Raw genomic sequence first — 26,275 nt, forward strand, 5'->3', positions numbered from 1 at the left:
TTCATTATGCCTCTCCTGCTGTCAGTTAAACGGTTTTAAGTCGACGCGCGCCATCATCGCGGCCAACTGAGGACGATCGGTAATGCCGACATTGCTTTGGCTTACCGCCAGGGCGGCAACGGCAGTCGCCAGACGCAGAGTGTGTTCGCTGGACTCACGCATCAGCAGGCCATAAATCAGACCGCCAACCATCGAATCCCCTGCGCCTACGGTGCTGACCACCTCAACTGACGGCGGTTTAGCAATCCATTCGCCAGAAGCGTTAACCCACAATGCACCTTCCGCACCGAGGGAAATCACCACATGCGCAATACCCTGCTCACGCAGCGCATGCGCAGCTTCAATCACATCTTTCATTTCTGGCAGCTTACGGCCCGCCCAGATTTCCAGCTCACGACGGTTGGGTTTCACCAGCCATGGCGCCGCTTTCAAACCTGCAACCAGCGCTTCACGACTACTATCAAAGATAATGCATGGACACTGACTGCGCAGGCGCGTCATCCAGTCGGTGAAGGCTTCCGGACTCACGCCGGTTGGCAGACTGCCGCTGACGCAGACCATGTCGAATTGGCCCAACCAGCTCAGGGAGTCATTCACAAAGCGTTCCCAGTCCGCCGGGGTGACTTCAAAACCGGAGAAGTTGAAGTCAGAAACTTCACCGTCTTTTTCAGTCAGCTTGACGTTAATACGGGTACGCCCCTGCACCACCTGAAAACGGTTGGCAATCCCCAGTTCGCTGAACAACTGCTGAAAGCCATCCTGGTTATCTTTACCCAGAAAACCACCCACCGTGACGTCGATCCCCAGGTCTTTCAGTACCTTGGCAACGTTGATGCCTTTACCCGCGGCATGCAGGCCGGTCGTTTTTACCAGGTTCACTTCACCGCGTTCAATTTCCGGACAAAAGCCGACCAGGTCATAGGCTGGATTCAGGGTAATAGTTGCGACACGTCTGCTCATTATGCGCCCTCCCCAAGACCGGCTGCGATGGCCTCGCCAATCGCTTTCAGCGCCTGTTCAGCATCTTCGCCCTGGGCGGTAAAGCGCAGGTGATGTCCTTTCTTCACGCCCAGCGCCACAACTTTCATCAGACTGCGTCCATTTGCCGGTTTTCCGGTTCCATCAAGATTTGTCACGGTAATTTCACTGTTAAATTGTTTAATGGTATTCACCAGCATGGTGCCCGGACGGGCGTGTAAACCATGCTCATTGCGCACAACAAACTCTGCGCTCAGCACATCATCAGTTAACGCATCATCACTGGTCAGCAGGGCCAGTACGGTCGCTGCATCCGCTTTCAGCAAGCGGTCAGCTTTATTTTCCAGCAGCAAATCGCTAAGGCGCTTGAGCACTGCCACGGGCTGATCGTCATTCATCGCGACGGTCACCAATAGCGCGGCCGTCTCGCCTTCTACGTCGAAGGCATTTGCCGCTCGGCTGAGCGCAACTGCGCTTCGCAGATTGCCTTGAGCACAATCATTCAGCCAAATCCCCTGACCGAGGTTCAGCGGTTGCTCATTGATAGCCGTGGCAACAAAGTTAGCATCAACCGCACCCGCTTCTTTCAGACGCGCGGCATTCAGGGCTTGCAGCGTGACCAGCGAACCGGCGACCACGTCCAGCGACAACATGTCGTTGTCGAGTTTGAGCTGTTCGCTCTGCTTTTCACCCATCAGCAACGCGCGCAGTTCTTCTGCGGTGGTGGCGGATTTCAGCTGTTCAGCCACCGAATCATCGCTGAGTACGTGTGTCAGCTGACGCAGCAAACCCAGATGTTCGTCGGAGCTGGCCGCAATACCAATAGCCACATATGCAACCTGGTCTTCACCCCAAGTAATACCTTGCGGAAACTGGAATACCTGCACCCCGGTTTTCAACACCTGGTCACGGGTGTCCGTGGTACCGTGAGGAATAGCAATACCGTTGCCGAGGAAAGTAGATGTTTGCTGCTCGCGCGCCAGCATGCCGTTGACGTAGCCTTCCGCCACGTTGCCAGCCTGCACTAACGCGGCAGCAATCTGGCGAATGGCCTCTTCTTTATTTCCGGCCTGTTCGCCCGGGTGAATATCCTGAACAGATAACTGGAACATGGTTCTCCTCTCCTGCTGAATTGAAACGATTCAGCTAACATGAGAAAAAAGGCGCCACCCAACTCCAACACTTAAGAAAAGATGACGCTGAAACGTTTCAAGAAGTTTTGCGCTTTCTGCTTCAGCACGCAAGTAAAGTTAGCAATTTGCTTGCTGAATTTAGATATAACGCACATTTTTTCTTCTGTGCATCAATAATTGCTGACATAGAAAGGAAGCTAAGTTATCGATTTCAGCAACGTCAGCAGACTGTTTTTAGAGACTGAAATGCTATTTTGATTTTTCATGCCGATTTTGATTTCGCGCCCTGTTTATTTTCTGACAGGCAGCGTAAACTCCGCGTCTCTTCACATCACAGATATTGAAACATGCATAACACCCCGGTAGCCGCCTCCCCCAAGTCGTTTGATTTAACGTCTTCGGCGTTCCTGCTTGTCGCTTTTCTTACGGGTATCGCCGGCGCATTGCAGACCCCTACGCTCAGCCTTTTTCTGACCGATGAAGTTCATGCCCGTCCGGGTATGGTCGGTTTCTTTTTTACCGGTAGCGCTGTCATCGGCATCCTGGTAAGCCAGTTTTTAGCTGGGCGTTCTGATAAGAAGGGCGATCGCAAAAATCTGATCGTTTTTTGCTGCGTACTGGGGATGCTGGCCTGTGTGCTGTTTGCCTGGAACCGTAACTATTTTATTTTGCTGTTTGTCGGCGTCTTCCTCAGTAGCTTTGGATCGACCGCTAACCCGCAAATGTTTGCCCTCGCCCGCGAGCATGCTGACCGCACGGGCCGGGAAGCCGTCATGTTCAGCTCTATTTTGCGTGCTCAGGTTTCGCTGGCATGGGTGATTGGCCCGCCGTTAGCTTACGCGCTGGCTATGGGTTTCAGCTTTACGGTGATGTATCTGAGTGCCGCCGTTGCGTTTATCGTCTGCGGCGTCATGGTGTGGTTGTTCTTACCGTCGATGAACAAAAATGCCGCCCTCGCCACGGGCGCGGTGGAAGCCCCGCGTCGTAACCGGCGCGATACGCTGCTGCTGTTCGCTATCTGCACATTAATGTGGGGCACCAACAGCCTGTACATCATTAATATGCCACTGTTTATCATCAACGAACTGCATCTGCCGGAAAAACTCGCAGGCATTATGATGGGCACCGCTGCCGGGCTGGAAATACCGACGATGCTCATTGCCGGATACTTTGCTAAACGTCTGGGCAAGCGTTTGTTGATGCGGATCGCCGTGGTCGCCGGTTTCTTCTTTTATGCCGGAATGCTGTTGGCGCATTCGCCGGTCATTCTGCTCAGCTTGCAGCTGCTGAACGCGATTTACATCGGTATCCTCGGCGGTATTGGCATGCTCTATTTCCAGGACTTAATGCCAGGACAGGCGGGCTCTGCAACCACTCTTTACACCAACACCATCCGCGTGGGCTGGATTATTGCCGGATCGCTGGCCGGTATTGCCGCTGAAATCTGGAACTACCATGCGGTGTTCTGGTTTGCGCTGGTGATGATTATCGCCACGGTCTTTTGCCTGGCGCGGATCAAAGACGTTTAAGGTGCGGTGAGCGCTTCAAGCTCAATAAGGTACACCATAGCCTGGCGCGTTGTCTGGCCACACATTTCAGCGCTGGGCTGTAAGCCTGCACACACTTTTGGCCGCAGTGCGGAACCAAAAATTTTACAGCGCAGGAATTCATCAAGCTGAACGCATGGCGTATTGGCGGGCTTGCCCTCAGGCATGCCGGGGATGGGGCTGGAGATAGAAGGCGCAGTGCAACATGCGCCACAATCCGGACGGCATTCCATACAATATTCTCTTTAAGGTAAACCCGCGGATTGTGTAGGTAGCGAACAGTACCACCTTTTTTGCACCCGCAAAAGTGCGAATTCCGCTTGCCTGAATGACCCGGCGCGAGTAGTTTGACGCGATATTTTAGACACTCCTCACTACAGGATTTTTTCGATGCCAAGAGCGAACGAAATTAAAAAAGGTATGGTACTTAACTACAACGGCAAGCTGCTGATTGTAAAAGACATTGATATTCAATCACCGAGCGCACGTGGTGCAGCCACGCTGTACAAAATGCGTTTTTCTGATGTCCGTACCGGCCTAAAAGTCGAAGAGCGCTTCAAAGGCGACGATATTGTGGATACCGTCACCCTGAGCCGTCGTGGTGTTGATTTCTCTTACGTCGATGGCAACGAATATGTCTTTATGGATAAAGAAGACTATACCCCGTATACCTTCACCAAAGACCAGATCGAAGAAGAGTTGCTGTTTATCCCGGAAGGCGGAATGCCGGACATGCAGGTGCTGACCTGGGATGGCCAACTGCTGGCGCTTGAACTGCCGCAGACCGTAGACCTTGAGATCGTTGAAACCTCACCTGGCATTAAAGGTGCGTCAGCCAGTGCACGTAACAAGCCAGCCACCCTGACCACCGGCCTGGTGATCCTAGTTCCTGAGTATCTGAGTGCCGGTGAGAAAATCCGCATTCATATCGAAGAACGCCGTTATATGGGGCGTGCAGACTAACGTTCCTGCTAAGACACAGACTAAAAGGGACAGCGCACGCTGTCCCTTTGCTGTTTTCAGCGCTGACTGCTGAGATAAAAATCATCCATCAATAATGATTCCAGATACTGCTCATCCTCGCGCATAAAACGCACGATGACATTAACCGCCTGAGGGTAAAAGCCCTCGCCGTCGCGATGCAGACAGCTATCCCGGAACAATGATGCCCAGCACATAATATGATGATGCAAAAAGTAATATTGCTCAGCGACGCTCTGCTCTTTGTCTACCATTTTCGCCATTAACGCCAGCTGTACCGCAATATGATCGGCAGGTTCATTCTCCCGCGCAGCCAGCCCCTGTTCGACTAACAGCACATTCATTTGCCGTCGTTCTTCAGGTGCCGTCGTGTGCGGATAATGCCCTGCATAAGGAGACACGCTCTGTGGAGGGGACAGCAAAAACAGTGAAGCAAAATCGGCCGCCAGCTCCAGTTGTCGGCATTCGCGCCGCAGCACCTGAGCCAGACTACGCGCTAACTTTTTGACGTCAGCAGCCAGTCCGGGGATCCCCGTCAGTGAGGTCATCCACTCCCGGCTCTCCTCGCTCTCAAGACGGGCTAATTGCTTCTCGTCCAGTTCACGAAACAGCAGTTGCGAAAACCACTGATATACTGCTGCACGCTGCTGATGAATGTGATTATGCGGCACTGGCCCCCTCCTCTTTCACTGTCTCAGGTCCACCGAAAGCGGTTACCTGCGGGGCCTTCTGCTGGAAGCGTTCAACCTCTACCAGCACGGAATGCGCGGAAGGGCCTTGCGCCAGCTGCGATGTTCCAATATCCGCACTCAGGACATTCGGATCGCCATAGGTGCATAGCGTCCCGGCTTTCCCGCCTTCCTGCGGGGAATACCACGCGCCCTCATGAATGCGGATCACGCCAGCGGGAAAATCGGCGCTAATCACTACGCCCGCCAGCACCTGACCTCGGGCGTTAAAGACGCGAGCAATATCTCCGGCTTTTAAACCGCGGGCTGTTGCATCCTGCTCGCTGATGTAGAGCGGTTCTCTGCCGGCCACCGCGTAGGTGTTACGAAACGCCTCGCTGGAGCATAACTGCGAGTGAAGACGCTTGTCCGGGTGACAGGATTGCAGATGCAGCGGATATTTATTCGTCTTGCCCTGATGGCTACGTTCAAACGGCTCCATCCACACCGGGTGTCCTGGACAATCTTCATATTGAAAACCCGCGATGGTTTTACTGTAGATTTCGATAAGCCCCGACGGGGTGCCTAACGGATTAAGATCGGGCTGATCGCGGAACTCACCGTGCCGCACCCACGGCTGCCCCGCCGGATATTCAATATATCCGTCCCCTTTCCAGAAGGTATCAAAGTCCGGTAAGGTGACGCCGAGCGATGCGCCCATCTTCACGCCTTCGTCATAAAGCGCTTGTATCCACTGCATTTCATCGCGGTTTTCACGATATGCCACTTCTTTATCAAAGCGCTTACACAGCCCGGCAAATACGTCAAAGTCGTGACGTGCCTCATATTGCGGTTTCACCACCTGACGCAGCGCCATCAGTCCTTTATTCGAATGGGTACCAAACTGCTCAATGTCATTCCGCTCAAAGCGCGTAGTGACGGGCAGGACAATATCGGCAAAACGACAGGATGCAGTCCATTGGTGATCTAATACCACGACGGTTTCCAGCTTCTTCCATGCCTCAATCATGCGGTTGCGATCCTGCTGCGCATGGAACGGATTGGCCGCGCTGTAGACGGCCATTTTGATATCAGGCCAGGTTAACGTTTCACCGTTGAAGGCAATTTTCTTACCCGGCGCAAGCAGGCAGTCGACGATACGCGAGGTGGGAATATGCGCCGATGCGCCACGAAAATCCGCTTTATATTTCGCCTCTGGGGGATTGTTAATACTTCCCAGCCCCGACAGCACAGGCCCGGCCGACGTTACCGTTCCACCGCCGTTGTAGTGCCAGCCAAATCCTACGCCGCCGCCCGGTAAACCAATTTGTCCGACCATGCTCGCCAGCACCACCAGCATCCAGGGATACTGCTCTCCGTGGTGCATACGCTGGACGCACCAGCCGCCCATAAACTGCGTGCGGCCTTTCACCAGCAGGCGGGCGAAGTCACGGATTTGTTCTGCGCTCAGGCCACAGATTTGGGCTGCCCATTCGGCGTTTTTCACCTGCTTGTCAGTCTCGCCCGTCAGGTACGGTAAAAACTGTTCAAAGCCGACGGTGTAATCGTTAATAAATGCCGTGTCGTACAGTTTTTCTTCATACAAGGTGTGCGCGAGCGCCAGCAGCAAAGCAACATCGGTTTGCGGTCGCAGCGCCAGTTGTTCAGCACCCAGATAGTTTTGCGATTTACTGCGCACCGGATCAACGCTGATGACGCGCATTTTGCCCTGTGCGACCGACTCTTTAATCTGCTGCCAGTAGCCAAACGCTTCGTGGTCGGGTACCAGGAATTCTATCTGCAAATTCTTAATCGGATCGCAGCCCCACAACACGATGGTATGGGTATTCTCAATCACCAGCGGCAGCGAGGTTTGCTGCTCGTAGACTTCCAGCGAACCAATCACATGCGGCAAGATGACCTGTGCAGCCGCCGCCGAGTAGTCGCCAACGGTGGTGACATAGCTCCCGTGCAGGCCAAGCCCCCTATCCATTGCGCCACCCGCTTTATGGTATTTACCCACCATTTGCCAGTCGGCCAACCCGGTAAAGACACCGGAAGATCCGTAGTTTTTTTGCACCCGCTCCAGCTCTTCGTAAAACAGATCCAGCGCCCGATCCCAACTGACCCGCACAAAACGGTTATCACCGCGCTGGCTGCGGTCTGATTTTTCACGCTTACGTAACCAGTCCAGACGAACCATCGGGTAGCGGACTCGCGAAGGGTTGTAGACCACTTCACGTACTGCATTCAGCATATCGCACGGATATTTGTCGTGTTTAAAGGGCCGGGTTTCGGTCCACTCGCCGTTGACCACTTTGGCTTCAAAAGCGCCGTAATGCGAGCCGGACTGGATCCACTGCTCAGGGTTTTCTCCTGCCGCCCATACCTTTGATATCAGCGGGTTCGGCGCCAGCGCACTGGCGGCACCTACCGCCAGCATACCGCTCAGAAAACGGCGACGGGACGGATTAAAATCGTGAATATCCATACATTATCCTCTTTATTATTGGGGGGCAGGCACATCGCTGGCGTGCGTCTGGAGGTATTTCAACAGCGTGCGTTCTTCCACCGGATTAAGCCGGTAATAGGTCGACATCGCTTTTAGTCCGGCAATCCAGCCATTGGCGGTATAACGGATGGTCGGCGGTGTGCTGTGGCAGGCGCTGCAGGTGGATTGCAGCATTTGTTCCGAGTATTCCCACACCGGTGCAATACTGGTGATAAGCCCCTGCGCGGAGGTCCATGCGGTCACGCTCACTTGCTGCCACTGCTGGTGCGAATCTGGGTCAACCTGGGTTTGCAGAATTTTTACGTTTGCCATCAGGGAATCATCAAGCACCGCGGAGAAAACGCGTTTGCCCATAAACTGCGTGATCACCCGCCCACGGCCTTTGCTTTCACGCCACCCCGTCACTTCCAACTGGACATTACTGCCCTCTTTTTTCAGCACTCTGACTTCGGTGGCCGGAAAAAGTAGCGCTTTACCGGCGGGACTCCCAGCCGTTGCCGTCAGGGCTTTCTCGCCTAACGAAAACAGCGTGGTCGCCTCCGACGGCGTCTCTCCCTGGCGTTGGAGTTGCTTAAACCGATCGCGAAAGCCGCTGCTCATATCAGGCTTGTGATGGGCAATACCTTTGTGACAGTCAATGCAGTTGCTGTCTTTCGCCGCCGCTGCGGTCATTTGTGCCGCTGCATTCGTCGATTGCTTGCCGTGATCCATCGCCTCATAGCTATGGCAGGATTTACAGGCCGCTGAATTATTGGCGCTCATTCGCGCCCACTCCCGCTGGGCAAGTTCTGCCCGTTTGGCAGTAAACTTTTCAGGCGTATCAATCGACGGGGAAATAAACGTATGGTAGAGATCGTTCAAGGCTTCCGTTTTGCGCAGAAGCGTCGGAACGATGCCTGGTGGAATATGGCAATCCTTACACTCGGCACGCACGCCGGAGGCATTGCGAAAATGTATGCTGGTCTGATATTCCTCCCCCACCGTACGCATCGAATGGCACGACAAACAAAACTCGGTGCTACTGGTGTAATGCACGCCTTGCCACGTTCCCCAAATGGCAAAGGCCATGGCAACGGCTCCACCGAATGCCCACCATAGTGCGTTCTTTCTCATCCACGACATATTTGGCTCCCTTATTTTAATAGCGACACGCTAAGGGATATTAAAAAAGGAGAATAGAGACACCGGCAGCAGAGTATAGGAACAGCGTTCACTCTATGAGGCGAGTCAAAATAGTTAAAAATGGAAACTCGTAATATGCGGCTATCGTTTTAATAAGGAATTTCTCATGCTGGCACTGTTTCTCAACAGAGAAAGCCGTACATCGCTGCAATTGCAGATCTTTCAATTTTATTTTCAGGCTATTCAGCGGGGGAATTTGCTGTGCGGGGACAAACTTCCTTCTATCCGCGAGCAGGCGCAGGCGCTGAACGTGGCCAAAATCACAGTCGTTATGGCGTATGAAAAATTGATGGCGGCAGGGTTGATTAAGAGCCGACAGGGTATTGGCTATGAAGTGATCTTCACTACACCAGTACGTACACCCGCGGCACACATACCGTTAGCCCAGGGTTCACCGCCGGTAAAGCCTGAGCCTGCAGGCGTTTCCACCGATGTTTACGGTGAGATGGGACGGGATTTTTATTGCCGGATGGGCGTCCCCGATCCCAATGCCTTTCCCTGGTCAAGCTGGCGAAAATGGAATAATGCTCCCAGCGTACTAAAAGAGCAATTGTTTACCCGATATCATTCACCAAATGGATTATTTTCATTGCGTGAGCAAATGGTCAGATACCTTAATCTATCCCGGGGAATTAATACTCGCGCAGAAAACATCATTATTACCAACGGAATTCAGGAGGGGTTATCACTGCTCAGCCAAATATTTATTATTCATCACGCGGCAAGTCAGGAGAAAAAGTGCCATATTGTGACCGAATCCCCTTGTTATTCTGGAGCCTGGCATCTGTTTAATTACTACGGTGCCGACATTACGCCTATCGCGGTGGATAATCAGGGACTGTGCACGGATAAATTACCCGAATATGCAACCCAACTTTGTTACGTAACGCCCGCACATCAGTATCCGATGGGGAGCGTGCTTTCAGTGGAGCGGCGTCTGTCGTTGCTGACCTGGGCGCAGCGTGTCGGGGCGTACATTATCGAAGATGATTATGATGCCGTTTTTACGTACGGAGAAAATCCCCTCCCCGCGCTGAAAGCCATGGATTATCACGATCGGGTGATCTATATGGGGACATTCTCAAAAACGCTGGGGCCGGGTGCGCGTCTTGGCTATCTCATTTGCCCGGATGAACTGCTCCCGGCAGTGCAGAATATGAAAGCGTTAAACAACAACGGCAGCCAGTGGTTATTGCAGCAGTTTCTCGCTGAGTTAATGCAAAATCAGGTTTTTTATACCCACCTCGGCAAACTGGCCTGCAGCTACGCGTCCCGGCTCGCGCTTCTCCGGGACGGTCTTTCTGCGCTGTTCCCCGACGGAAAAATTGACGGCGCAACGGCGGGCCTGCATCTCTCGTTACACATCGATCGCTCGCCCGACGTCATCGCCTTGCTGCAACAGCGCTGCCTGCAGGCAGGTGTTCGCTTTGATACGTTACAGGACATTGAAAATGGTTCAGAAGAAATCTGGCGCAAGGAGAACAACGCCGGGGTGATGTTTTTCGGTTTTGGCGGGTTGCAGTTACCGCAGATCAATAAAGTGCTGAGAGTGCTGGAGCAGGCGTTAATTCAGCCCTGAAGGCAGAACAGGGATCGAGCTACTCGCCCAATCCCTGTTGATGCCATTACAGCAGATCGCGGAACTGCGTTTGTTTCAGCGCCAGCTCAACGCCACGAACTTCTGCCAGCCCTTTCAGACGACCAATTGCGGAGTAACCCGGATTGGTTTTCTTGTGCAGATCGTCCAGCATCTGATGCCCGTGATCCGGACGCATTGGGATAGGACGCAGATCGCCCGCCTTCTTACGACGCTGTTCTTCACGCAGGATCGCCGCCACCACAGAGACCATATCTACGTCGCCCTGCAGGTGAGCACCTTCATGGAAGGTTTTCGGGTTATCTTCACGGCAGGTCGAACGCAAATGCGTAAAGTGAATACGATCGCCAAAGGTTTCAATCATTTTCACCAGATCGTTATCCGCCCGTACACCGTAAGAACCGGTACACATGGTGAAGCCGTTATAGATGCTGTCTACTGTTTCTTTCAACCACTGCATATCTTCAATGGTGGAAACAATACGCGGCAGGCCGAGGATCGGGCGCGGCGGATCGTCAGGATGCACGGCCAGGCGCACGCCTGCTTCTTCAGCTACCGGCACAATTGCGCGCAGGAATACGGCCATATTATTACGCAGATCGTCTTTGCTGATACCGTCATACTCCGCCAGGCGCGCGCGAAACTTGTCCAGCGTATAACCTTCTTCTGCACCCGGCAGACCGGCGATAATATTGCGAGTCAGCTTCTCTACATCGGCTTCGCTCATGGCATTGAAATAATCCAGGGCCTGACGCTGTTCTTCTGCGGTGTAATCCGCTTCCGCACCGGGGCGCTGCAGGATGTGCAGCTCAAAGGCCGCAAAAGCAATTTGATCGAAGCGCAGGGCTTTAGAACCGTCCGGGAGCTGATATTCAAGGTCAGTGCGCGTCCAGTCGAGGATCGGCATGAAGTTATAGCACACGGTATCAATGCCGCAGGTCGCTAGATTACGGATACTCTGCTGATAATTGGCGATCCACGTTTGATACTGTCCAGACTGGGTTTTGATGTCTTCGTGAACGGGAATGCTTTCCACCACCGACCAGGTCAGCCCCTTTTCAGCCAAAATAGCCTGTCGCTTTTGAATCTCTTCTACCAGCCACACTTCACCATTAGGAATGTGGTGCAAGGCGGTCACAACACCGGTTGCGCCAGCCTGACGCACATCATCAAGCGATACCGGATCGTTAGGTCCGTACCAACGCCAGGTTTGTTCCATTGCTTCACCTCACAAGTTGTTATACCAAATTAAGTTAGCTGCATGACGACTACCATACAGGCATCGGGTGGATGATCAACTGAACGCCGATGATTGATTGATCCAGCTCACATTCCCCGGATAAATAAGGCACACCAATTTAACTTGCTGTCATATAACTTTATACTGCCATTGTTAATTAATGGTTAATCAGGTGTATTTAATGAAGACAATTGCCTCGGCTTCACTCCCCAAAAATGTACAGATGCCTCAGTACGATCGCCAACGCTTAACCTCGCGGATCGTACATTTTGGTTTCGGTGCTTTTCACCGTGCTCATCAAGCATTGTTGACCAATCGCGTACTCAATACGCAGGGAGGAAACTGGGGGATTTGTGAGATCAGCTTGTTCAGCGGCGATCGGCTGATGAGCCAGCTTCGTGAGCAGGATCATCTGTATACCGTGTTAGAAAAAGGTGCTGACGGCAATCAACCGATAGTGATAGGTGCCGTTAACGAATGCCTGAACGCCACGCTGGATTCGCTGGCGGCCATTATTGAAAAATTCTGTGAACCGCAGGTGGCGATTGTGTCGTTAACCATCACGGAAAAAGGCTACTGTATTGATCCGTCCACCGGGTCGCTTGATGTCACAAACCCACGCATTATTCATGATTTGCAGTCGCCGGATGAACCGCACTCAGCGCCGGGCATTATCGTCGAAGCCCTGCATCGCCGACGCGAACGCGGATTACCGCCGTTTACCGTACTCTCGTGCGATAACATCCCGGACAACGGACATGTGGTGAAAAACGCGATCCTGGGCATGGCGCAAAAACGTTCGCCTGAGCTGGCGGCGTGGATACAACAGCAGGTCAGTTTTCCGGGCACCATGGTCGACAGAATTGTCCCTGCCGCAACCGACGAATCGCTGGAAGAAATTGCCCAAGCGCTGGGCATCGCTGACCCCTGTGGCATCAGCTGTGAGCCGTTTATCCAGTGGGTGATTGAAGACAATTTTGTCGCCGGCCGCCCGCAGTGGGAAACCGCCGGTGTCCAGATGGTTGATGACGTGCTGCCGTGGGAACAGATGAAACTGCGGATGCTAAACGGCAGTCACTCATTTCTGGCCTATCTTGGCTATCTGGCCGGGTTTCAGCACATCAGCGATTGCATGCAGGACAACGCCTTTCGTGAAGCGGCTTACCGTCTGATGATGACGGAGCAGGCCCCCACGCTGCACATCACTAACGTCGATCTAAATCAGTATGCCGAAAGCCTGCTGCAACGTTTTGCCAATCCCGCACTGAAGCATAAGACATGGCAAATCGCGATGGACGGCAGCCAAAAATTGCCGCAAAGAATGCTGGAAGGGATCCGCGTACATTTATCACGGCAAAGCGACTGGCCTCTGCTGGCACTGGGCGTTGCGGGCTGGATGCGCTACGTGAGCGGCATTGATGATGCGGGTGCAGCCATTGATGTGCGCGATCCGTTGCGTGATAAGATCCGCGCGCTTGTCGAGCACAGTTCCCTATCAGAGCGCGTCAGCGCACTGCTTTCCCTGCGCGAGATTTTTGCCCCCGATCTGGTGCAAAATCCGCAATTCGTCGAAGCTATCGAGCAGGCCTGGCAGAATATTGCGCAATATGGCGCGCATCAGGCCGTCATGCAGACGTTAAAAAATTAACAATTTCTGCCATTCAGCGGGACGAAGCACGCCTTCGTCCTCTCTGCCCTTCTCTTTTTATCCTTTTTTCGCCAGGATTGTTGAACGCTATAACAGCATTTGATGATTCTGGAGCCAACGTGACCAAAACCAACCTCATTACCGGTTTTCTCGGCAGCGGTAAAACCACCTCTATTCTTCATTTACTCGCCAACAAAGATCCCGCTGAGAAGTGGGCTGTGCTGGTCAATGAGTTTGGCGAAGTCGGTATTGACGGCGCGCTGTTGGCCGACAGCGGCGCACTGCTAAAAGAGATCCCCGGAGGATGCATGTGTTGTGTTAACGGTTTGCCGATGCAGGTAGGCCTTAATACGTTACTGCGTCAGGGCAAACCCGACCGGTTATTGATCGAACCTACCGGCCTCGGGCATCCAAAACAGATTTTGGATTTACTCACCGCCCCGGTTTACGAACCGTGGATCGATCTGCGCGCGACACTCTGTATCCTTGACCCTCGCCTGCTGCTGGATGAAAAAAGCGTCGCCAATGAGAATTTCCGCGACCAGCTGGCCGCCGCTGACGTTATCGTCGCCAACAAAACCGATCGCGCTACGGCTGAAAGTGAACATGCCTTGCAAACCTGGTGGCAGCACTACGGCGGTCACCGTCAGTTGGTTCATGCCGACCATGGACACATTGACACGCAGTTACTGGATTTACCGCGTCTGAATCTGGCAGAGCTTCCCACAAGTGCGGCACACACCCACCAGCATGCCGACAAAAAAGGGCTGGCGGCACTGAGCCTGCCGGCACAGCAGCGCTGGCGTCGTAGTCTCAACAGCGGTCAGGGGCATCAGGCCTGCGGCTGGATTTTCGATGCGGACACCGTGTTCGATACCATCGGCCTGCTGGAATGGTCGCGTCTCGCGCCGGTAGGTCGCGTAAAAGGCGTCATGCGAATCAAGGAAGGATTGGTACGCATCAACCGTCAGGGTGATGACTGGCACATTGAGACCCAAAACGTCGCACCTCCGGACAGCCGTATTGAACTCATCTCGGACACCGAGACTGACTGGAACGCGTTACAGGGTGCATTGTTGAAGCTTCGTTTAGACGCTAACGCGTAAGGTTGCCTGCGATTTTGGCAATGGTGAACGACGATGAAAACCCGATACCCTTTTATTCTCCTGCTTAATATCGCAGGTCTGGCGCTGTTTCTGTCCTGGTATATTCCAGCCGGACATGGGTTCTGGTATTCCATCGATTTTGGTGTTTTCCATTTCTTCAACCAAAAACTGGTCGACAGCCCAATGTTCCTGTGGGTTGTCGCAATCACCAACAACCGCGCGTTTGACGGCTGCTCGCTGCTGGCAATGGGTGCCCTGATGCTGAGTTTTTGGCGCAAAGAAACCCCGGACGGTCGCCGCCGTATCATCGCAATTGGTCTGGTGATGCTGCTCACGGCGGTGGTATTAAATCAGTTAGGCCAGGCGCTTATTCCGGTTAAACGCGCCAGTCCAACGCTGATGCTGGATAATATTCATCGTGTCAGCGAGCTGCTGCATATTTCAACCAAAGATGCGTCAAGAGACAGCTTCCCGGGCGATCACGGCATGATGCTGCTTATTTTTTCCGCATTTATGCTGCGGTATTTCGGAAAAGTCGCAGGATTAATCGGCCTTATTATCGCTGTGGTTTTTGCCTTTCCTCGCGTAATGATTGGTGCTCACTGGCTTACTGATATCGTGGTCGGTTCGATGACCGTCGTTTTGATTGGCCTGCCCTGGTGGCTAATGACACCATTAAGCGACCGTTTGGTCACCCTGTTCACGAATTATCTCCCCGGTAAAAACAAACATTTTTTAAACAAATAATGCAGAGTAATTAACATCATCAGGGATACTTCTGATTCCCTGATGATATCTGACGATAATCTCTCTTGCTGACTGTCATTCTCTTGTCATCTTATTCCTGTTGAAAATGAATGAATTGCGTGTTTTTCAGCCTAATTGTTCTTAATTTAGCCAATGCCGTTTATTCACTTTCTGTATCAATTTTTCTTATAAGAAATCACGTAAAATCACTCGCAATGACTGTGGCGATCGGGTAATCTCGAACTCGTTTTGCCTCGCGAGATAATTATTCTCTTTACGAATAAATTTGTGCGTTCTACCACAGATTTGACCATAAAGAATTGTCTCATCGTGCGTAGGTAATTAGTCTCGTCACGTTTGGCATTTTTTATAACGATATTTATCGTTAAGGACTTCAAGGGAAAACAAACAACATGGTCAAATCTCAACCGATTTTGAGATATATCTTGCGGGGCATACCCGCGATAGCAGTTGCGGTTCTGCTTTCTGCATGTAGCACAACGAACACCGCCAAGAATATGCATTCTGAGACGCATGCTGTGGGCAATGGAGATAACTCTTCACTGCAAGCCTCTCAGGATGAATTTGAAAGTATGGTACGTAATATCGATGTTAAATCTCGTATTATGGACCAATACGCTGACTGGAAAGGCGTGCGTTACCGCCTTGGCGGCAGCACTAAGAAAGGGATTGATTGTTCAAGTTTTGTACAGCGTACATTCCGTGAACAATTTGGTTTAGAGCTTCCTCGCTCAACCTACGAACAACAGGAAACGGGTAAATCCGTTTCGCGCACCAATCTGCGCACCGGCGATCTGGTTCTGTTCCGTGCGGGCTCTACGGGCCGTCACGTCGGTATTTATATCGGTAACAACCAGTTTGTACATGCCTCGACCAGCAGCGGCGTTGTTATTTCCAGTATGAACGAGCCTTACTGGAAAAAGCGTTACAACGAAGCCCGCCGGGTTCTGAGTCGCAGTTAATTCGTTTGGCAGCTATCCCTTGGCTATCCTGATGAGACAAATCAAAAGCACTGCTTAGGCGGTGCTTTTTGCTTTTCTTTTACACAACAGAAAAATCTCACGATAAGCGTCAATCCAGGCTATAGTCTTACAAATTAAGCGGTTTAATAATAAGCAGTTACTGCAGGTAAACATAAAGAACTATGTTCAAACGTGCCTCTTCTTCCGGTCGGAAAATCCTGATCACCTGTATTTTAACGGGGCTCGTCGTCGCCTTACTCGTCAGCACACTGCAATTTTTCGTCTCGTGGCATAAACGAGAGGTGAAGTATGACACGCTGCTCTCCGATATACAGAATTACGTCAAAAGTTACTTCTCAGAACTCAAAACGACCACCGATGAACTACAACCCCTGGTCACTGACAGTTGCCAACAAGTTGCCACGAAACTAACCTCCAGTGCGGCCTTTAGCCTGAACGTACGGGCTTTTTTGCTGGTAAAAGACAGCATCGCATTTTGCTCTTCCGCAACGGGCCCCATGAACACCCCCATCCAGGAGCTGATGCCGTCGATTAATATCAACCACGATATCGATGTGGCCCTGCTCCCGGGTACGCCGATGGTGCCTGACAAACCCGCAATAATGATTTGGTATCGTCATCCTGCCTTACCGAATAGCGGCGTATTTAGTTCACTGAACATCAATCTGGCCCCCTATCTTCTCTATACCGCCCGGCAAGATGATTTTGACGGTATTGCTATTATCGTGGGCAAGACGGCTATTTCGACATTTTCAGCTCACCTGATACCCGTCTCCGATCTTCCTGATGCCTCAACCCCACGACAGGCGACGATTGACGGCCTGCCGGTGACCGTTCGATTGTACGCAGAAGAGTGGACGTATAACGATATCTGGTATTCCCTCATGCTGGGATGCATGGCTGGGATTATGGCGGCCCTGCTTGTCTGGTACTACATCTACACCCTCCGTTTACGGCCCGGGAAAGATATTCTGAACGCCATCAAGCACAATCAGTTTTATGTGGTCTACCAACCGGTCATGGAGATGCAAACGCTGGAGGTAAAAGGCGTAGAAGTCTTATTACGCTGGCGTCATCCAACGACGGGCGAGATCCCGCCTGATGCCTTTATTCATTACGCCGAATCGCAGCAAATGATTGTGCCACTCACGCAGCATCTCTTTAAGCTGGTGGCCAGCGATGCCCCTGCCCTACAAAAAGTACTCCCCAAGGGCGCAAAATTGGGGATCAACATCGCGCCTTCACATTTGCATGGTGAGAGTTTCAAAGCAGATATTCAGGAACTGAGCGCCTCGTTACCCGCCAACTACTTTCAGGTGGTACTGGAAATCACCGAACGCGATATGCTCGATCAGCACGAAGCCACGAAAATTTTTGAATGGCTGCATGCTGCCGGGCTCGAAATTGCCATTGATGATTTCGGCACCGGCCATAGTGCCCTTATCTATCTGGAACGTTTTACGGTCGATTACCTGAAGATTGACCGTGGATTTATCAATGCCATTGGTACCGAGACGCTGACGTCGCCGGTACTGGATGCCGTGTTGACACTCTCCAGACGCCTCAATATGCTGACGGTTGCTGAAGGCGTAGAAACGCAGGAGCAGGCCCGGTGGCTGCGCGATCGCGGCGTGCATTTCTTCCAGGGTTACTGGGTCAGCCGTCCGTTAAAGCTGGCTGATTTCGTACGCTGGATGGCGAAGCCAGATATGCCAAAGTGGTGATCGCACAGTGCGATTCGTCGATACACTACGCTTACCGGAACCTCCCCGAGGCTCGGACATGAGGTCCATCGGCTGGTGGACAAGAAAAGGAAAAACCGTGCATAGGATTGTTCGCGTACTGCTGCTATTTTTCACCGTTATAGGTTTTAGCGCTCAGGCTCAGTCCATCAAAGAAAGCTATGCTTTTTCTGTACTGGGCGAACCCAAGTATGCGTTCAATTTTACCCACTTCGACTATGTGAATCCCGCTGCCCCCAAAGGTGGGCAAATCACGCTCTCGTCCATCGGCACCTTCGACAATTTCAACCGCTACTCGATGCGAGGGAATCCCGGCGCCCGGACTGAATCACTTTACGATGCGCTGTTTACCACTTCCGATGATGAACCCGGTAGCTATTACCCGCTCATTGCCGACAGAGCCCGCTACGCGGACGACTATTCCTGGGTTGAAATCGCCATTAACCCGCGCGCGCGTTTTCACGACGGGTCGCCGATCACCGCCCGCGACGTTGCCTTTACCTTCCACAAATTTATGACCGAAGGCGTGCCGCAGTTTCGTCTGGTATACAAAGGGACCACCGTTAAAGCGATCGCCCCGTTAACCGTGCGAATTGAGTTAGCCAAACCGGGTAAAGAAGACATGCTCAGCCTGTTTTCATTACCGGTGATGCCTGAGAAATACTGGAAAGATCACAAGCTCAGCGACCCGTTATCCTCCCCCCCCCTTGCCAGCGGACCTTACCGCATCACCCAATGGAAAATGGGGCAGTATATCGTCTACTCACGGGTCAAAGATTACTGGGCCGCTGACCTGCCGGTTAATCGTGGGCGCTGGAATTTTGATACCCTCCGCTACGACTATTACCTTGATGACAACGTGGCCTTTGAAGCATTTAAAGCCGGTGCATTTGACCTGCGTCTTGAGAACGATGCCAAAAACTGGGCAACACGTTATACCGGTAAGAACTTCACAAAACAGTATATCGTCAAAGCCGAACAAAAAAACGAGTCGGCGCAGGATACGCGCTGGTTAGCGTTTAACATCCAGCGTCCGGTGTTCAGCGACCGCCGTGTTCGTGAAGCGATCACGCTGGCCTTTGATTTTGAATGGATGAATAAGGCGTTGTTTTATAATGCCTGGAGCAGGACGACCAGCTATTTCCAGAACACCGAATATGCCGCCAAAAATTATCCCGACGCGGATGAACTGGTGCTACTTGCGCCGATGAAAAACGATCTGCCTCCCGAAGTCTTCAGCCAAATCTATCAGCCACCCACATCAAAAGGCGACGGTTACGATCGTGAAAACCTGCTGAAGGCCAGTGCACTCCTGGACAAGGCCGGATGGGTATTGAAGGGGCAGCAGCGGGTCAACATCACCAGCGGCAAAGCGCTGACTTTTGAGCTGTTGCTCCCGGCAGGCAGTAACAGCCAATGGGTATTGCCGTTTCAGCATAACCTGCAGCGGCTGGGCATTACGATGAATATCCGCCAGGTCGATAACTCACAAATCACCAACCGCCTGCGCAGCCGCGACTATGACATGATGCCAAGGCTGTATCGCGCGATGCCGTGGCCCAGCTCGGATCTGCAAATTCTGTGGGCCTCCGAATATATTGATTCCAGCTATAACGCTCCCGGCGTGCAAAGCCCGGTCATTGATAAGCTGATTAGCCAGATCATTGCGGCGCAAGGTAATAAAGCAAAACTTATCCCGCTGGGACGCGCGCTGGACCGCGTGTTAACCTGGAATTATTACATGTTGCCGATGTGGTTTATGGCCGAAGATCGGCTGGCATGGTGGGACAAATTTTCGCAGCCTGCCGTTCGCCCGATTTACACCATCGGCGTGGACAACTGGTGGTATGACGTCAACAAAGCGGCCAAACTTCCCGCTGCCAGACGACAGGGAGAATAAATGGGCGCATATCTGATTCGACGTTTGCTGCTGGTGATCCCGACGCTCTGGGCCATCATTACCATCAACTTTTTTATTGTGCAGATTGCCCCAGGCGGCCCGGTCGAGCAGGCCGTCGCCGCCATTGAATTCGGGCAAAGTGGCGCACTGCCGGGCGCCGGTAGTGAGGGTGTGCGTGCCAGCCACGCGCAAACCGGCGTCGGGAACATCAGCGACAGCAATTATCGTGGTGGTCGCGGCCTGGATCCGGAAGTGATTGCTGAAATCACCCGCCGTTACGGATTCGATAAACCGATTCACGAACGTTATTTCAACATGCTCTGGAACTATATCCGCTTCGATTTTGGCGACAGCCTGTTTCGCAGCGCCTCGGTCCTGACATTAATCAAAGACAGCCTGCCCGTCTCCGTCACGCTGGGATTATGGAGTACGCTGATTATCTATCTGGTGTCGATTCCGCTGGGGATCCGCAAAGCGGTGTACAACGGCAGCCGCTTTGACGTGTGGAGCAGCGCATTCATTATTATCGGCTACGCCATCCCCGCATTCCTATTTGCAATTTTATTGATCGTTTTCTTTGCCGGCGGCAGCTATTACGACCTTTTCCCGCTACGCGGTCTGGTTTCCGCCAATTTTGACGCTCTGCCCTGGTATCAAAAAATCACCGATTATCTGTGGCATATCACCCTGCCGGTGCTGGCAACGGTGGTGGGTGGATTTGCCGCACTGACGATGCTGACCAAAAACTCCTTTCTGGATGAGGTTCGCAAACAGTATGTCGTCACCGCGCGCGCTAAAGGCGTTAGCGAGAAAAACATTCTGCGCAAACACGTCTTTCGTAACGCCATGCTGTTGGTGATAGCCGGTTTCCCAGCCACCTTCATCAGTATGTTTTTCACCGGCTCACTGTTGATTGAAGTCATGTTCTCGCTGAACGGTCTGGGATTACTGGGCTATGAATCAACCGTGTCACGCGACTATCCGGTGATGTTTGGTACGCTTTATATCTTCACGCTGATCGGCCTGCTGCTCAATATCCTCAGTGATATTAGCTATACGCTGGTCGATCCGCGTATTGATTTCGAGGGACGCTAATGTCGCGCTTAAGCCCCGTCAATCAGGCCCGCTGGGCGCGTTTTCGCCACAATCGCCGTGGCTACTGGTCGCTGTGGATTTTTCTGCTGCTGTTCGGCTTAAGCCTGTGTTCCGAACTGATTGCCAATGATAAGCCTCTGCTGGTGCGCTATGACGGCAGCTGGTACTTTCCACTGGTCAAAAACTACAGTGAAAGCGATTTCGGCGGCCCGTTAGCCACCAAAGCAGATTATCAGGATCCGTGGCTGCAGCAGCGTCTGGAAAGCCAGGGATGGATCCTGTGGGCACCCGTGCGCTTTGGCGCCACCAGCATTAACTTTGCCACCGACACCCCCTTCCCTTCCCCGCCGTCCGCACAAAACTGGCTGGGCACCGATGCCAACGGCGGCGACGTACTGGCGCGCATCCTCTATGGGACCCGCATTTCCATCCTGTTTGGTTTGATGTTAACCCTGTGCTCCAGCGTCATGGGCGTGATGGCCGGTGCGCTGCAGGGCTATTACGGCGGAAAGGTGGACCTGTGGGGGCAACGCTTCATTGAAGTCTGGTCCGGGATGCCGACGCTATTTTTGATAATCCTGCTCTCCAGCGTCGTCCAACCTAACTTCTGGTGGCTATTGGCCATTACGGTCGTGTTTGGCTGGATGAGCCTGGTCGGCGTGGTACGCGCAGAGTTTTTACGCACACGAAACTTTGATTACATCCGCGCCGCACAGGCGCTCGGCGTGAGCGATCGCAGCATTATCCTGCGCCACATGCTGCCGAATGCGATGGTCGCCACGCTGACCTTTTTGCCGTTTATTTTATGTAGCTCAATTACCACACTGACCTCGCTGGATTTTCTGGGGTTCGGCTTACCGCTCGGCTCCCCGTCGCTCGGAGAACTGCTGTTGCAGGGAAAAAACAACTTACAGGCACCGTGGCTTGGGATCACCGCATTCGTGTCGGTAGCCCTGTTGTTATCACTGCTGATCTTTATTGGTGAAGCGGTACGCGACGCATTTGATCCTAACAAGGCGGTATAAGATGACGCAACCTCTGTTAGCCATTGACAATTTATCGGTCGGTTTTCGTCAGCAGGGAACCGTACGTACCGTGGTGAACGAAATTTCATTGCACGTCGAAGCCGGGCAAACCCTGGCACTGGTGGGCGAGTCCGGCTCGGGTAAAAGCGTCACCGCACTCTCGATTTTACGTTTGCTCCCCACACCTCCGGCGGTCTATCTTGCCGGTGATATCCGCTTTCACGGTGAATCACTACTCCACGCCAGCGAACAAACGCTACGCGGCGTACGGGGGAATAAAATCGCCATGATTTTCCAGGAGCCAATGGTGTCGCTTAACCCGCTGCACACTCTGGAAAAACAGCTCTATGAAGTGTTGTCGCTGCATCGGGGGATGCGTCGGGAAGCCGCACGGGCAGAGATCTTGACCTGTCTGGATCGCGTCGGGATCCGTCAGGCCGCCAAGCGTCTGGCGGATTTCCCGCACCAGCTTTCCGGCGGAGAGCGTCAGCGCGTGATGATCGCCATGGCGCTGCTCACTCGCCCTGAACTGCTGATTGCCGACGAACCCACCACCGCACTGGATGTTTCCGTGCAGGCACAAATCCTGCAACTGCTGCGCGAGCTACAACGCGAGCTGAATATGGGCCTGCTGTTCATCACCCATAATCTCAGTATCGTCAAAAAGTTAGCTGACACCGTTGCGGTGATGCAAAACGGTCAGTGCGTTGAACAAAACCGTGCCGGGCAACTGCTTTCTGCCCCCACCCATCCTTACACGCAGAAATTGCTCAACAGTGAACCTGCCGGCGATCCAGTGCCTTTACCCACCGGCCAACCCCCCTTGCTGGAAGTGGAGCAGCTTCGCGTCGCTTTCCCCATCCGTAAAGGGCTGCTTAAGCGCGTGGTGGACCATAACGTGGTGGTCAACAACGTCAGTTTTTCTCTGAAACCGGGAGAAACGCTGGGACTGGTTGGCGAATCAGGATCGGGGAAAAGTACCACCGGTCTGGCACTGCTGAGGCTCATCGCCTCACAAGGTCGTATTGTATTCGATGGTCAGGCGCTGCATACCTTAAACCGCCGTCAACTGTTGCCGGTACGCCACCGCATTCAGGTTGTCTTTCAGGACCCTAACTCATCGCTGAACCCGCGCCTGAGCGTGTTACAGATTATTGAAGAGGGGTTACGCGTGCATCAACCCACGTTGTCTGCCGAGCAACGTGAAGCGCAGGTGAAAGCAGTAATGGCAGAAGTCGGCCTGGATAGCGACACGCGGCATCGTTACCCTGCCGAGTTTTCCGGTGGTCAGCGTCAACGTATTGCGATTGCCAGAGCACTGATTTTAAAACCATCGCTGATTATTCTGGATGAGCCGACATCGTCACTCGACAGGACCGTCCAGGCGCAAATCCTGACGTTGCTTAAGTCATTACAGCAAAAGCATCGCCTGGCCTACATCTTTATCAGCCACGATTTGCATGTTGTACGTGCGCTATGCCATCAGGTTATTGTGCTACGGCAAGGAGAGGTCGTGGAACAGGGGCAATGCGAGCACGTCTTCAACGCGCCACAACAAGCCTATACGCGTCAGCTGCTCGCGCTAAGCTGACGCTCAAAATGGGTTATTATTTGAAAAAGGTTCTGCGATAGCCACGCCGAAATTTTTCAGTCTGCAGGTCGCTGCAAATTCATCCTGACGATTGACGAACAGACACGGCTCCCCTTCACATTCCAGTACGGAACACGGAACTTCAATGTCGCTCAACGCCTGGCTGAGTTTATGCATTACCGACCACGCACTGTCACCGTCCGGACTGAGTAACTTGAGCGCTACCAGGCTATTCTCATTGCTCTGGCCGTTTTGCGGAATCGGTTCAACTTTTGAACCTGCGAAACCCACCGACCAACGATAGCACTGCGGCAGACGGTGAACGATTGAGAGTTGTAATGTCATCACTTTCTTTCCCTGGAAGTACAATTACTTCACAATTATTTTACATCAATATTAACACATCATTGACAATACGTCTTTAGACAGTTGGCAAACGTTTACACCCTGTCCGTATGCCACTTTCCGAACCCAATATTTAAATTTATTCAACGGTTCTGGCAGTTTTCCGGGCTATATGTACGCGTTTCTGCGATCTAACTCAACCTTTTTAACTACAATGATGTGACTTTTTACATAAATTGATTTTACATAAAATAAACATAACCAGGGGAATAGATAGATTAGCGGTTGATGTACATCAACTCCGGAGGGCAAATGCCCCCCAGGTTGTGTATTAGATCACCGTTTTTTTGGCTCGACTGGCATAGAGATAGAAGAGAATGGAACAGGACGCACAAAAGGCAATCGTCCAGATCATCGGCCAGGCCGAGTTAAAGGTCGCCAGTGACAGTAGCGCACCTACAATGGCACCGATGCCAAAGCGGAAGGTTCCCGCCAGCGACGACGCCGTGCCAGCCATATGCGGGAACTCATCGAGGATCACTGCCATCGCGTTAGATGACACCATCGATACGCAACCAACAAACGCCGCAACACCGACCACCAGCGCCCAGAAGCCCAACCCGAACAGCGCGCTAAATACCATCCAGCCCGCCATAACAAACTGGATCCACAGCCCGGTGCGGAACATATTCAATGCCCCAACCCGCCGAACAAAGCGGCTGTTAATAATGGTCATCACAAACAGGAAGACAATGTTCAGCGCAAAGTAATAGCCAAAGTTCTGCGGCGAAACATGGTTGATCTCAATGTAGACAAAGGGACCAGCGCTGAGAAACGAGAACATCCCGGCAAAACTAAATCCGCTGGCCAGCATATAGCTCAACACGCGCTTATGGCGAAACAGCGAGGCGAAATTGCCCATTGTGGTACGCAAACGAAACGGCTGGCGTCGCTCAACGGGCAAGGTCTCTTTGATCAAGGTGAAAATCATCACCGAAGCCAGAATTGCCGCCACGGCCAGGATCCAAAAGATGTAGTGCCAGCTTAACCATACCAGCACCCAGCCACCGACAATCGGCGCCAGCAGCGGCGCAATCGTCGTGACCAACATGACGAAGGACATCATGCGTGAAAACTCTTCTTTCGGATAAATATCGCGCATCAGGGCGTTAATCACCACGCTCGCCGCCGCAGCCGCCAGACCGTGGAAGAAACGCATAGTGATCAATTGATCGATAGTTTGTGCCAGCGCGCAGGCGACTGCCGCCGCCGCAAACACCAGCGTACCCCCCAGAATCACCGGCTTACGCCCGATGCTGTCTGCCATAGGGCCGTAGATCAGTTGCCCCACTGCAAACCCCAAAATATAGGTACTGAGGGTCATTTGCGCACTGCCCGCAGGCACGCCAAACTGAGCAGAGATCACCGGCAGCGCCGGAAGATACATATCAATCGACAACGGCATTAACATGGCCAACAAGCCAAGGATAAAAACAATGGCAATTGAAGAGTTCTGCCGGGTGGTCACATTTAGCTCCTGAAATTAACGAGGGGTTACGTTAACGCTGGCGATTTCTTCTTCAGTCAAGGGGCGGTATTCGCCGGGCGCAAGATCGTCATCCAGTTTGATGGCGCCGATTCGCTCACGGTGCAGTTCCACAACATGGTTGCCAACGGCGGCAAACATACGCTTAACCTGATGATAGCGCCCTTCGCTAATGGTCAAGCGCACCTGGGTTGGCGTAATCACTTCCAGCACCGCCGGTTTTGTCAGATCTTTTTCGTTATGCAACTGTACACCACGAGTAAACTGTTCGGCGGTATCTTCCGCCACCGGCGACTCTAACGTCACCAGATAGGTTTTCTCACAATGGTGACGCGGGGAGGTGATGCGGTGTGACCACTGACCGTCATCGGTCATCAGTACCAGCCCGGTGGTGTCGATATCCAGACGCCCTGCCGCATGCAGCTTGTGGGCAACAGGTTCATCGAGGAAATAAAGCACTGTCGGATGATCCGGGTCTTCCGTGGAGCACACATAGCCCTGAGGCTTGTTGAGCATAAAATAGCGCGGGCCATTTTGCTGAGCCAGTGAATTACCGTCGTATTCGACGTCATGTTCTGGCAGCAGTTTAAAGGCGCTATTTCTGACGATTTCGCCATCGACGGTAACGCGGTTACCACGGATTTCACGCCCGGCAATAGCGCGGCTGACGCCGAGTTGCTGAGCGATA

22 protein-coding genes are annotated in these 26,275 nt (G+C 52.7%); 12 read left to right on the plus strand and 10 right to left on the minus strand.

Annotated features, from left to right (window positions below):
- Positions 1–21: 21 nt before the first annotated feature.
- Positions 22–960, minus strand: a complete 939-nt coding sequence (fruK, locus tag FDX22_RS08490; protein WP_003834544.1) for a 1-phosphofructokinase — start codon at positions 958–960, stop codon at positions 22–24.
- The gene (gene fruB / locus FDX22_RS08495) at positions 960–2,090 is read right to left on the minus strand and encodes a fused PTS fructose transporter subunit IIA/HPr protein (protein WP_146717044.1); all 1,131 of its coding nucleotides are present in this window, start codon (positions 2,088–2,090) and stop codon (positions 960–962) included. Before fruB ends, fruK begins: the two co-directional genes overlap by 1 nt.
- A gap of 368 nt (positions 2,091–2,458) precedes the next feature.
- Here fruB and setB point away from each other — a divergent pair, with 368 nt between their 5' ends.
- Positions 2,459–3,640 carry a sugar efflux transporter SetB gene (gene setB, locus FDX22_RS08500; protein ID WP_135911727.1) on the plus strand — a complete coding sequence of 394 codons (1,182 nt, stop codon included), beginning with the start codon at positions 2,459–2,461 and terminating at the stop codon, positions 3,638–3,640.
- On the opposite strand, the gene FDX22_RS08505 is transcribed toward setB, so the two are convergent.
- On the minus strand, positions 3,637–3,891 hold the full coding sequence (locus tag FDX22_RS08505; protein WP_096756468.1) for a YkgJ family cysteine cluster protein: 255 nt from the start codon (positions 3,889–3,891) through the stop codon (positions 3,637–3,639). The two genes, setB and FDX22_RS08505, sit on opposite strands and share 4 nt — an antisense overlap.
- Before the next feature lie 157 nt (positions 3,892–4,048).
- On the opposite strand from FDX22_RS08505, the gene yeiP reads away from it, so the two are divergent.
- Positions 4,049–4,621, plus strand: coding sequence for an elongation factor P-like protein YeiP (gene yeiP, locus FDX22_RS08510; RefSeq protein WP_096756467.1), 573 nt, complete (start codon positions 4,049–4,051; stop codon positions 4,619–4,621).
- A gap of 56 nt (positions 4,622–4,677) precedes the next feature.
- Here yeiP and torD read toward each other — a convergent pair whose 3' ends face one another.
- The 3 genes from torD to torC are packed head-to-tail and all read right to left on the minus strand — an operon-like array spanning position 4,678 to position 8,941.
- Complete coding sequence (torD, locus tag FDX22_RS08515) at positions 4,678–5,310, minus strand: molecular chaperone TorD (RefSeq protein WP_146717045.1); 633 nt, start codon at positions 5,308–5,310, stop codon at positions 4,678–4,680.
- The gene (torA, locus tag FDX22_RS08520; RefSeq protein WP_146717046.1) at positions 5,300–7,798 is read right to left on the minus strand and encodes a trimethylamine-N-oxide reductase TorA; all 2,499 of its coding nucleotides are present in this window, start codon (positions 7,796–7,798) and stop codon (positions 5,300–5,302) included. The genes torD and torA overlap by 11 nt, the downstream gene beginning before the upstream one ends.
- A 15-nt stretch (positions 7,799–7,813) precedes the next feature.
- Positions 7,814–8,941 carry a pentaheme c-type cytochrome TorC gene (gene torC, locus FDX22_RS08525; protein WP_137362809.1) on the minus strand — a complete coding sequence of 376 codons (1,128 nt, stop codon included), beginning with the start codon at positions 8,939–8,941 and terminating at the stop codon, positions 7,814–7,816.
- Between the two features lie 166 nt (positions 8,942–9,107).
- Here torC and FDX22_RS08530 point away from each other — a divergent pair, with 166 nt between their 5' ends.
- Entirely contained in the window at positions 9,108–10,580 is a 1,473-nt protein-coding gene (locus FDX22_RS08530; protein WP_137362808.1) for a PLP-dependent aminotransferase family protein, read from the plus strand.
- Positions 10,581–10,626: 46 nt separating this feature from the next.
- Here the strand turns inward: FDX22_RS08530 and uxuA are convergent, their stop codons facing one another.
- Positions 10,627–11,817, minus strand: coding sequence for a mannonate dehydratase (gene uxuA / locus FDX22_RS08535; protein ID WP_146717047.1), 1,191 nt, complete (start codon positions 11,815–11,817; stop codon positions 10,627–10,629).
- 202 nt (positions 11,818–12,019) lie between these two features.
- Here uxuA and FDX22_RS08540 point away from each other — a divergent pair, with 202 nt between their 5' ends.
- From FDX22_RS08540 to yejF, 9 genes are all read left to right on the plus strand, one after another.
- The gene (locus tag FDX22_RS08540) at positions 12,020–13,486 is read left to right on the plus strand and encodes a mannitol dehydrogenase family protein (protein WP_146717048.1); all 1,467 of its coding nucleotides are present in this window, start codon (positions 12,020–12,022) and stop codon (positions 13,484–13,486) included.
- A 119-nt stretch (positions 13,487–13,605) separates the two neighbouring features.
- Positions 13,606–14,592 (plus strand): GTP-binding protein, encoded by a 987-nt coding sequence (locus FDX22_RS08545; protein WP_137399828.1) that lies wholly within the window; start codon positions 13,606–13,608, stop codon positions 14,590–14,592.
- A 33-nt stretch (positions 14,593–14,625) separates the two neighbouring features.
- Complete coding sequence (locus FDX22_RS08550; protein WP_115258012.1) at positions 14,626–15,339, plus strand: phosphatase PAP2 family protein; 714 nt, start codon at positions 14,626–14,628, stop codon at positions 15,337–15,339.
- A gap of 413 nt (positions 15,340–15,752) precedes the next feature.
- A complete protein-coding gene (mepS, locus tag FDX22_RS08555) occupies positions 15,753–16,322 on the plus strand; it encodes a bifunctional murein DD-endopeptidase/murein LD-carboxypeptidase (RefSeq protein WP_096756458.1) in 570 nt (189 codons plus the stop codon).
- A 182-nt stretch (positions 16,323–16,504) separates the two neighbouring features.
- Positions 16,505–18,067, plus strand: a complete 1,563-nt coding sequence (locus FDX22_RS08560) for a cyclic di-GMP phosphodiesterase (protein WP_135911720.1) — start codon at positions 16,505–16,507, stop codon at positions 18,065–18,067.
- Positions 18,068–18,125: 58 nt separating this feature from the next.
- Positions 18,126–19,985 (plus strand): extracellular solute-binding protein, encoded by a 1,860-nt coding sequence (locus FDX22_RS08565; protein WP_115258010.1) that lies wholly within the window; start codon positions 18,126–18,128, stop codon positions 19,983–19,985.
- Positions 19,986–21,080: a microcin C ABC transporter permease YejB gene (locus FDX22_RS08570; RefSeq protein ID WP_096756455.1), complete on the plus strand. Its 1,095-nt coding sequence runs from the start codon at positions 19,986–19,988 to the stop codon at positions 21,078–21,080.
- Positions 21,080–22,105, plus strand: a complete 1,026-nt coding sequence (locus FDX22_RS08575) for an ABC transporter permease (protein WP_096756454.1) — start codon at positions 21,080–21,082, stop codon at positions 22,103–22,105. Before FDX22_RS08570 ends, FDX22_RS08575 begins: the two co-directional genes overlap by 1 nt.
- Before the next feature lies 1 nt (position 22,106).
- The gene (yejF, locus tag FDX22_RS08580; protein WP_115258007.1) at positions 22,107–23,696 is read left to right on the plus strand and encodes a microcin C ABC transporter ATP-binding protein YejF; all 1,590 of its coding nucleotides are present in this window, start codon (positions 22,107–22,109) and stop codon (positions 23,694–23,696) included.
- Positions 23,697–23,699: 3 nt separating this feature from the next.
- Here the strand turns inward: yejF and FDX22_RS08585 are convergent, their stop codons facing one another.
- The 3 genes from FDX22_RS08585 to rsuA all read right to left on the minus strand — a co-directional run bounded on the left by FDX22_RS08585 (position 23,700) and on the right by rsuA (position 26,274).
- Positions 23,700–24,044: a YejG family protein gene (locus tag FDX22_RS08585; RefSeq protein ID WP_029139605.1), complete on the minus strand. Its 345-nt coding sequence runs from the start codon at positions 24,042–24,044 to the stop codon at positions 23,700–23,702.
- Between the two features lie 328 nt (positions 24,045–24,372).
- Complete coding sequence (locus FDX22_RS08590; protein ID WP_135911718.1) at positions 24,373–25,569, minus strand: Bcr/CflA family multidrug efflux MFS transporter; 1,197 nt, start codon at positions 25,567–25,569, stop codon at positions 24,373–24,375.
- 15 nt (positions 25,570–25,584) lie between these two features.
- Positions 25,585–26,274, minus strand: a complete 690-nt coding sequence (gene rsuA, locus FDX22_RS08595) for a 16S rRNA pseudouridine(516) synthase RsuA (RefSeq protein WP_255432817.1) — start codon at positions 26,272–26,274, stop codon at positions 25,585–25,587.
- Between the last annotated feature and the right edge of the window lies 1 nt (position 26,275).

This window comes from Citrobacter sp. TBCS-14, from assembly GCF_005280805.1.
Taxonomy (GTDB): domain Bacteria; phylum Pseudomonadota; class Gammaproteobacteria; order Enterobacterales; family Enterobacteriaceae; genus Citrobacter; species Citrobacter gillenii.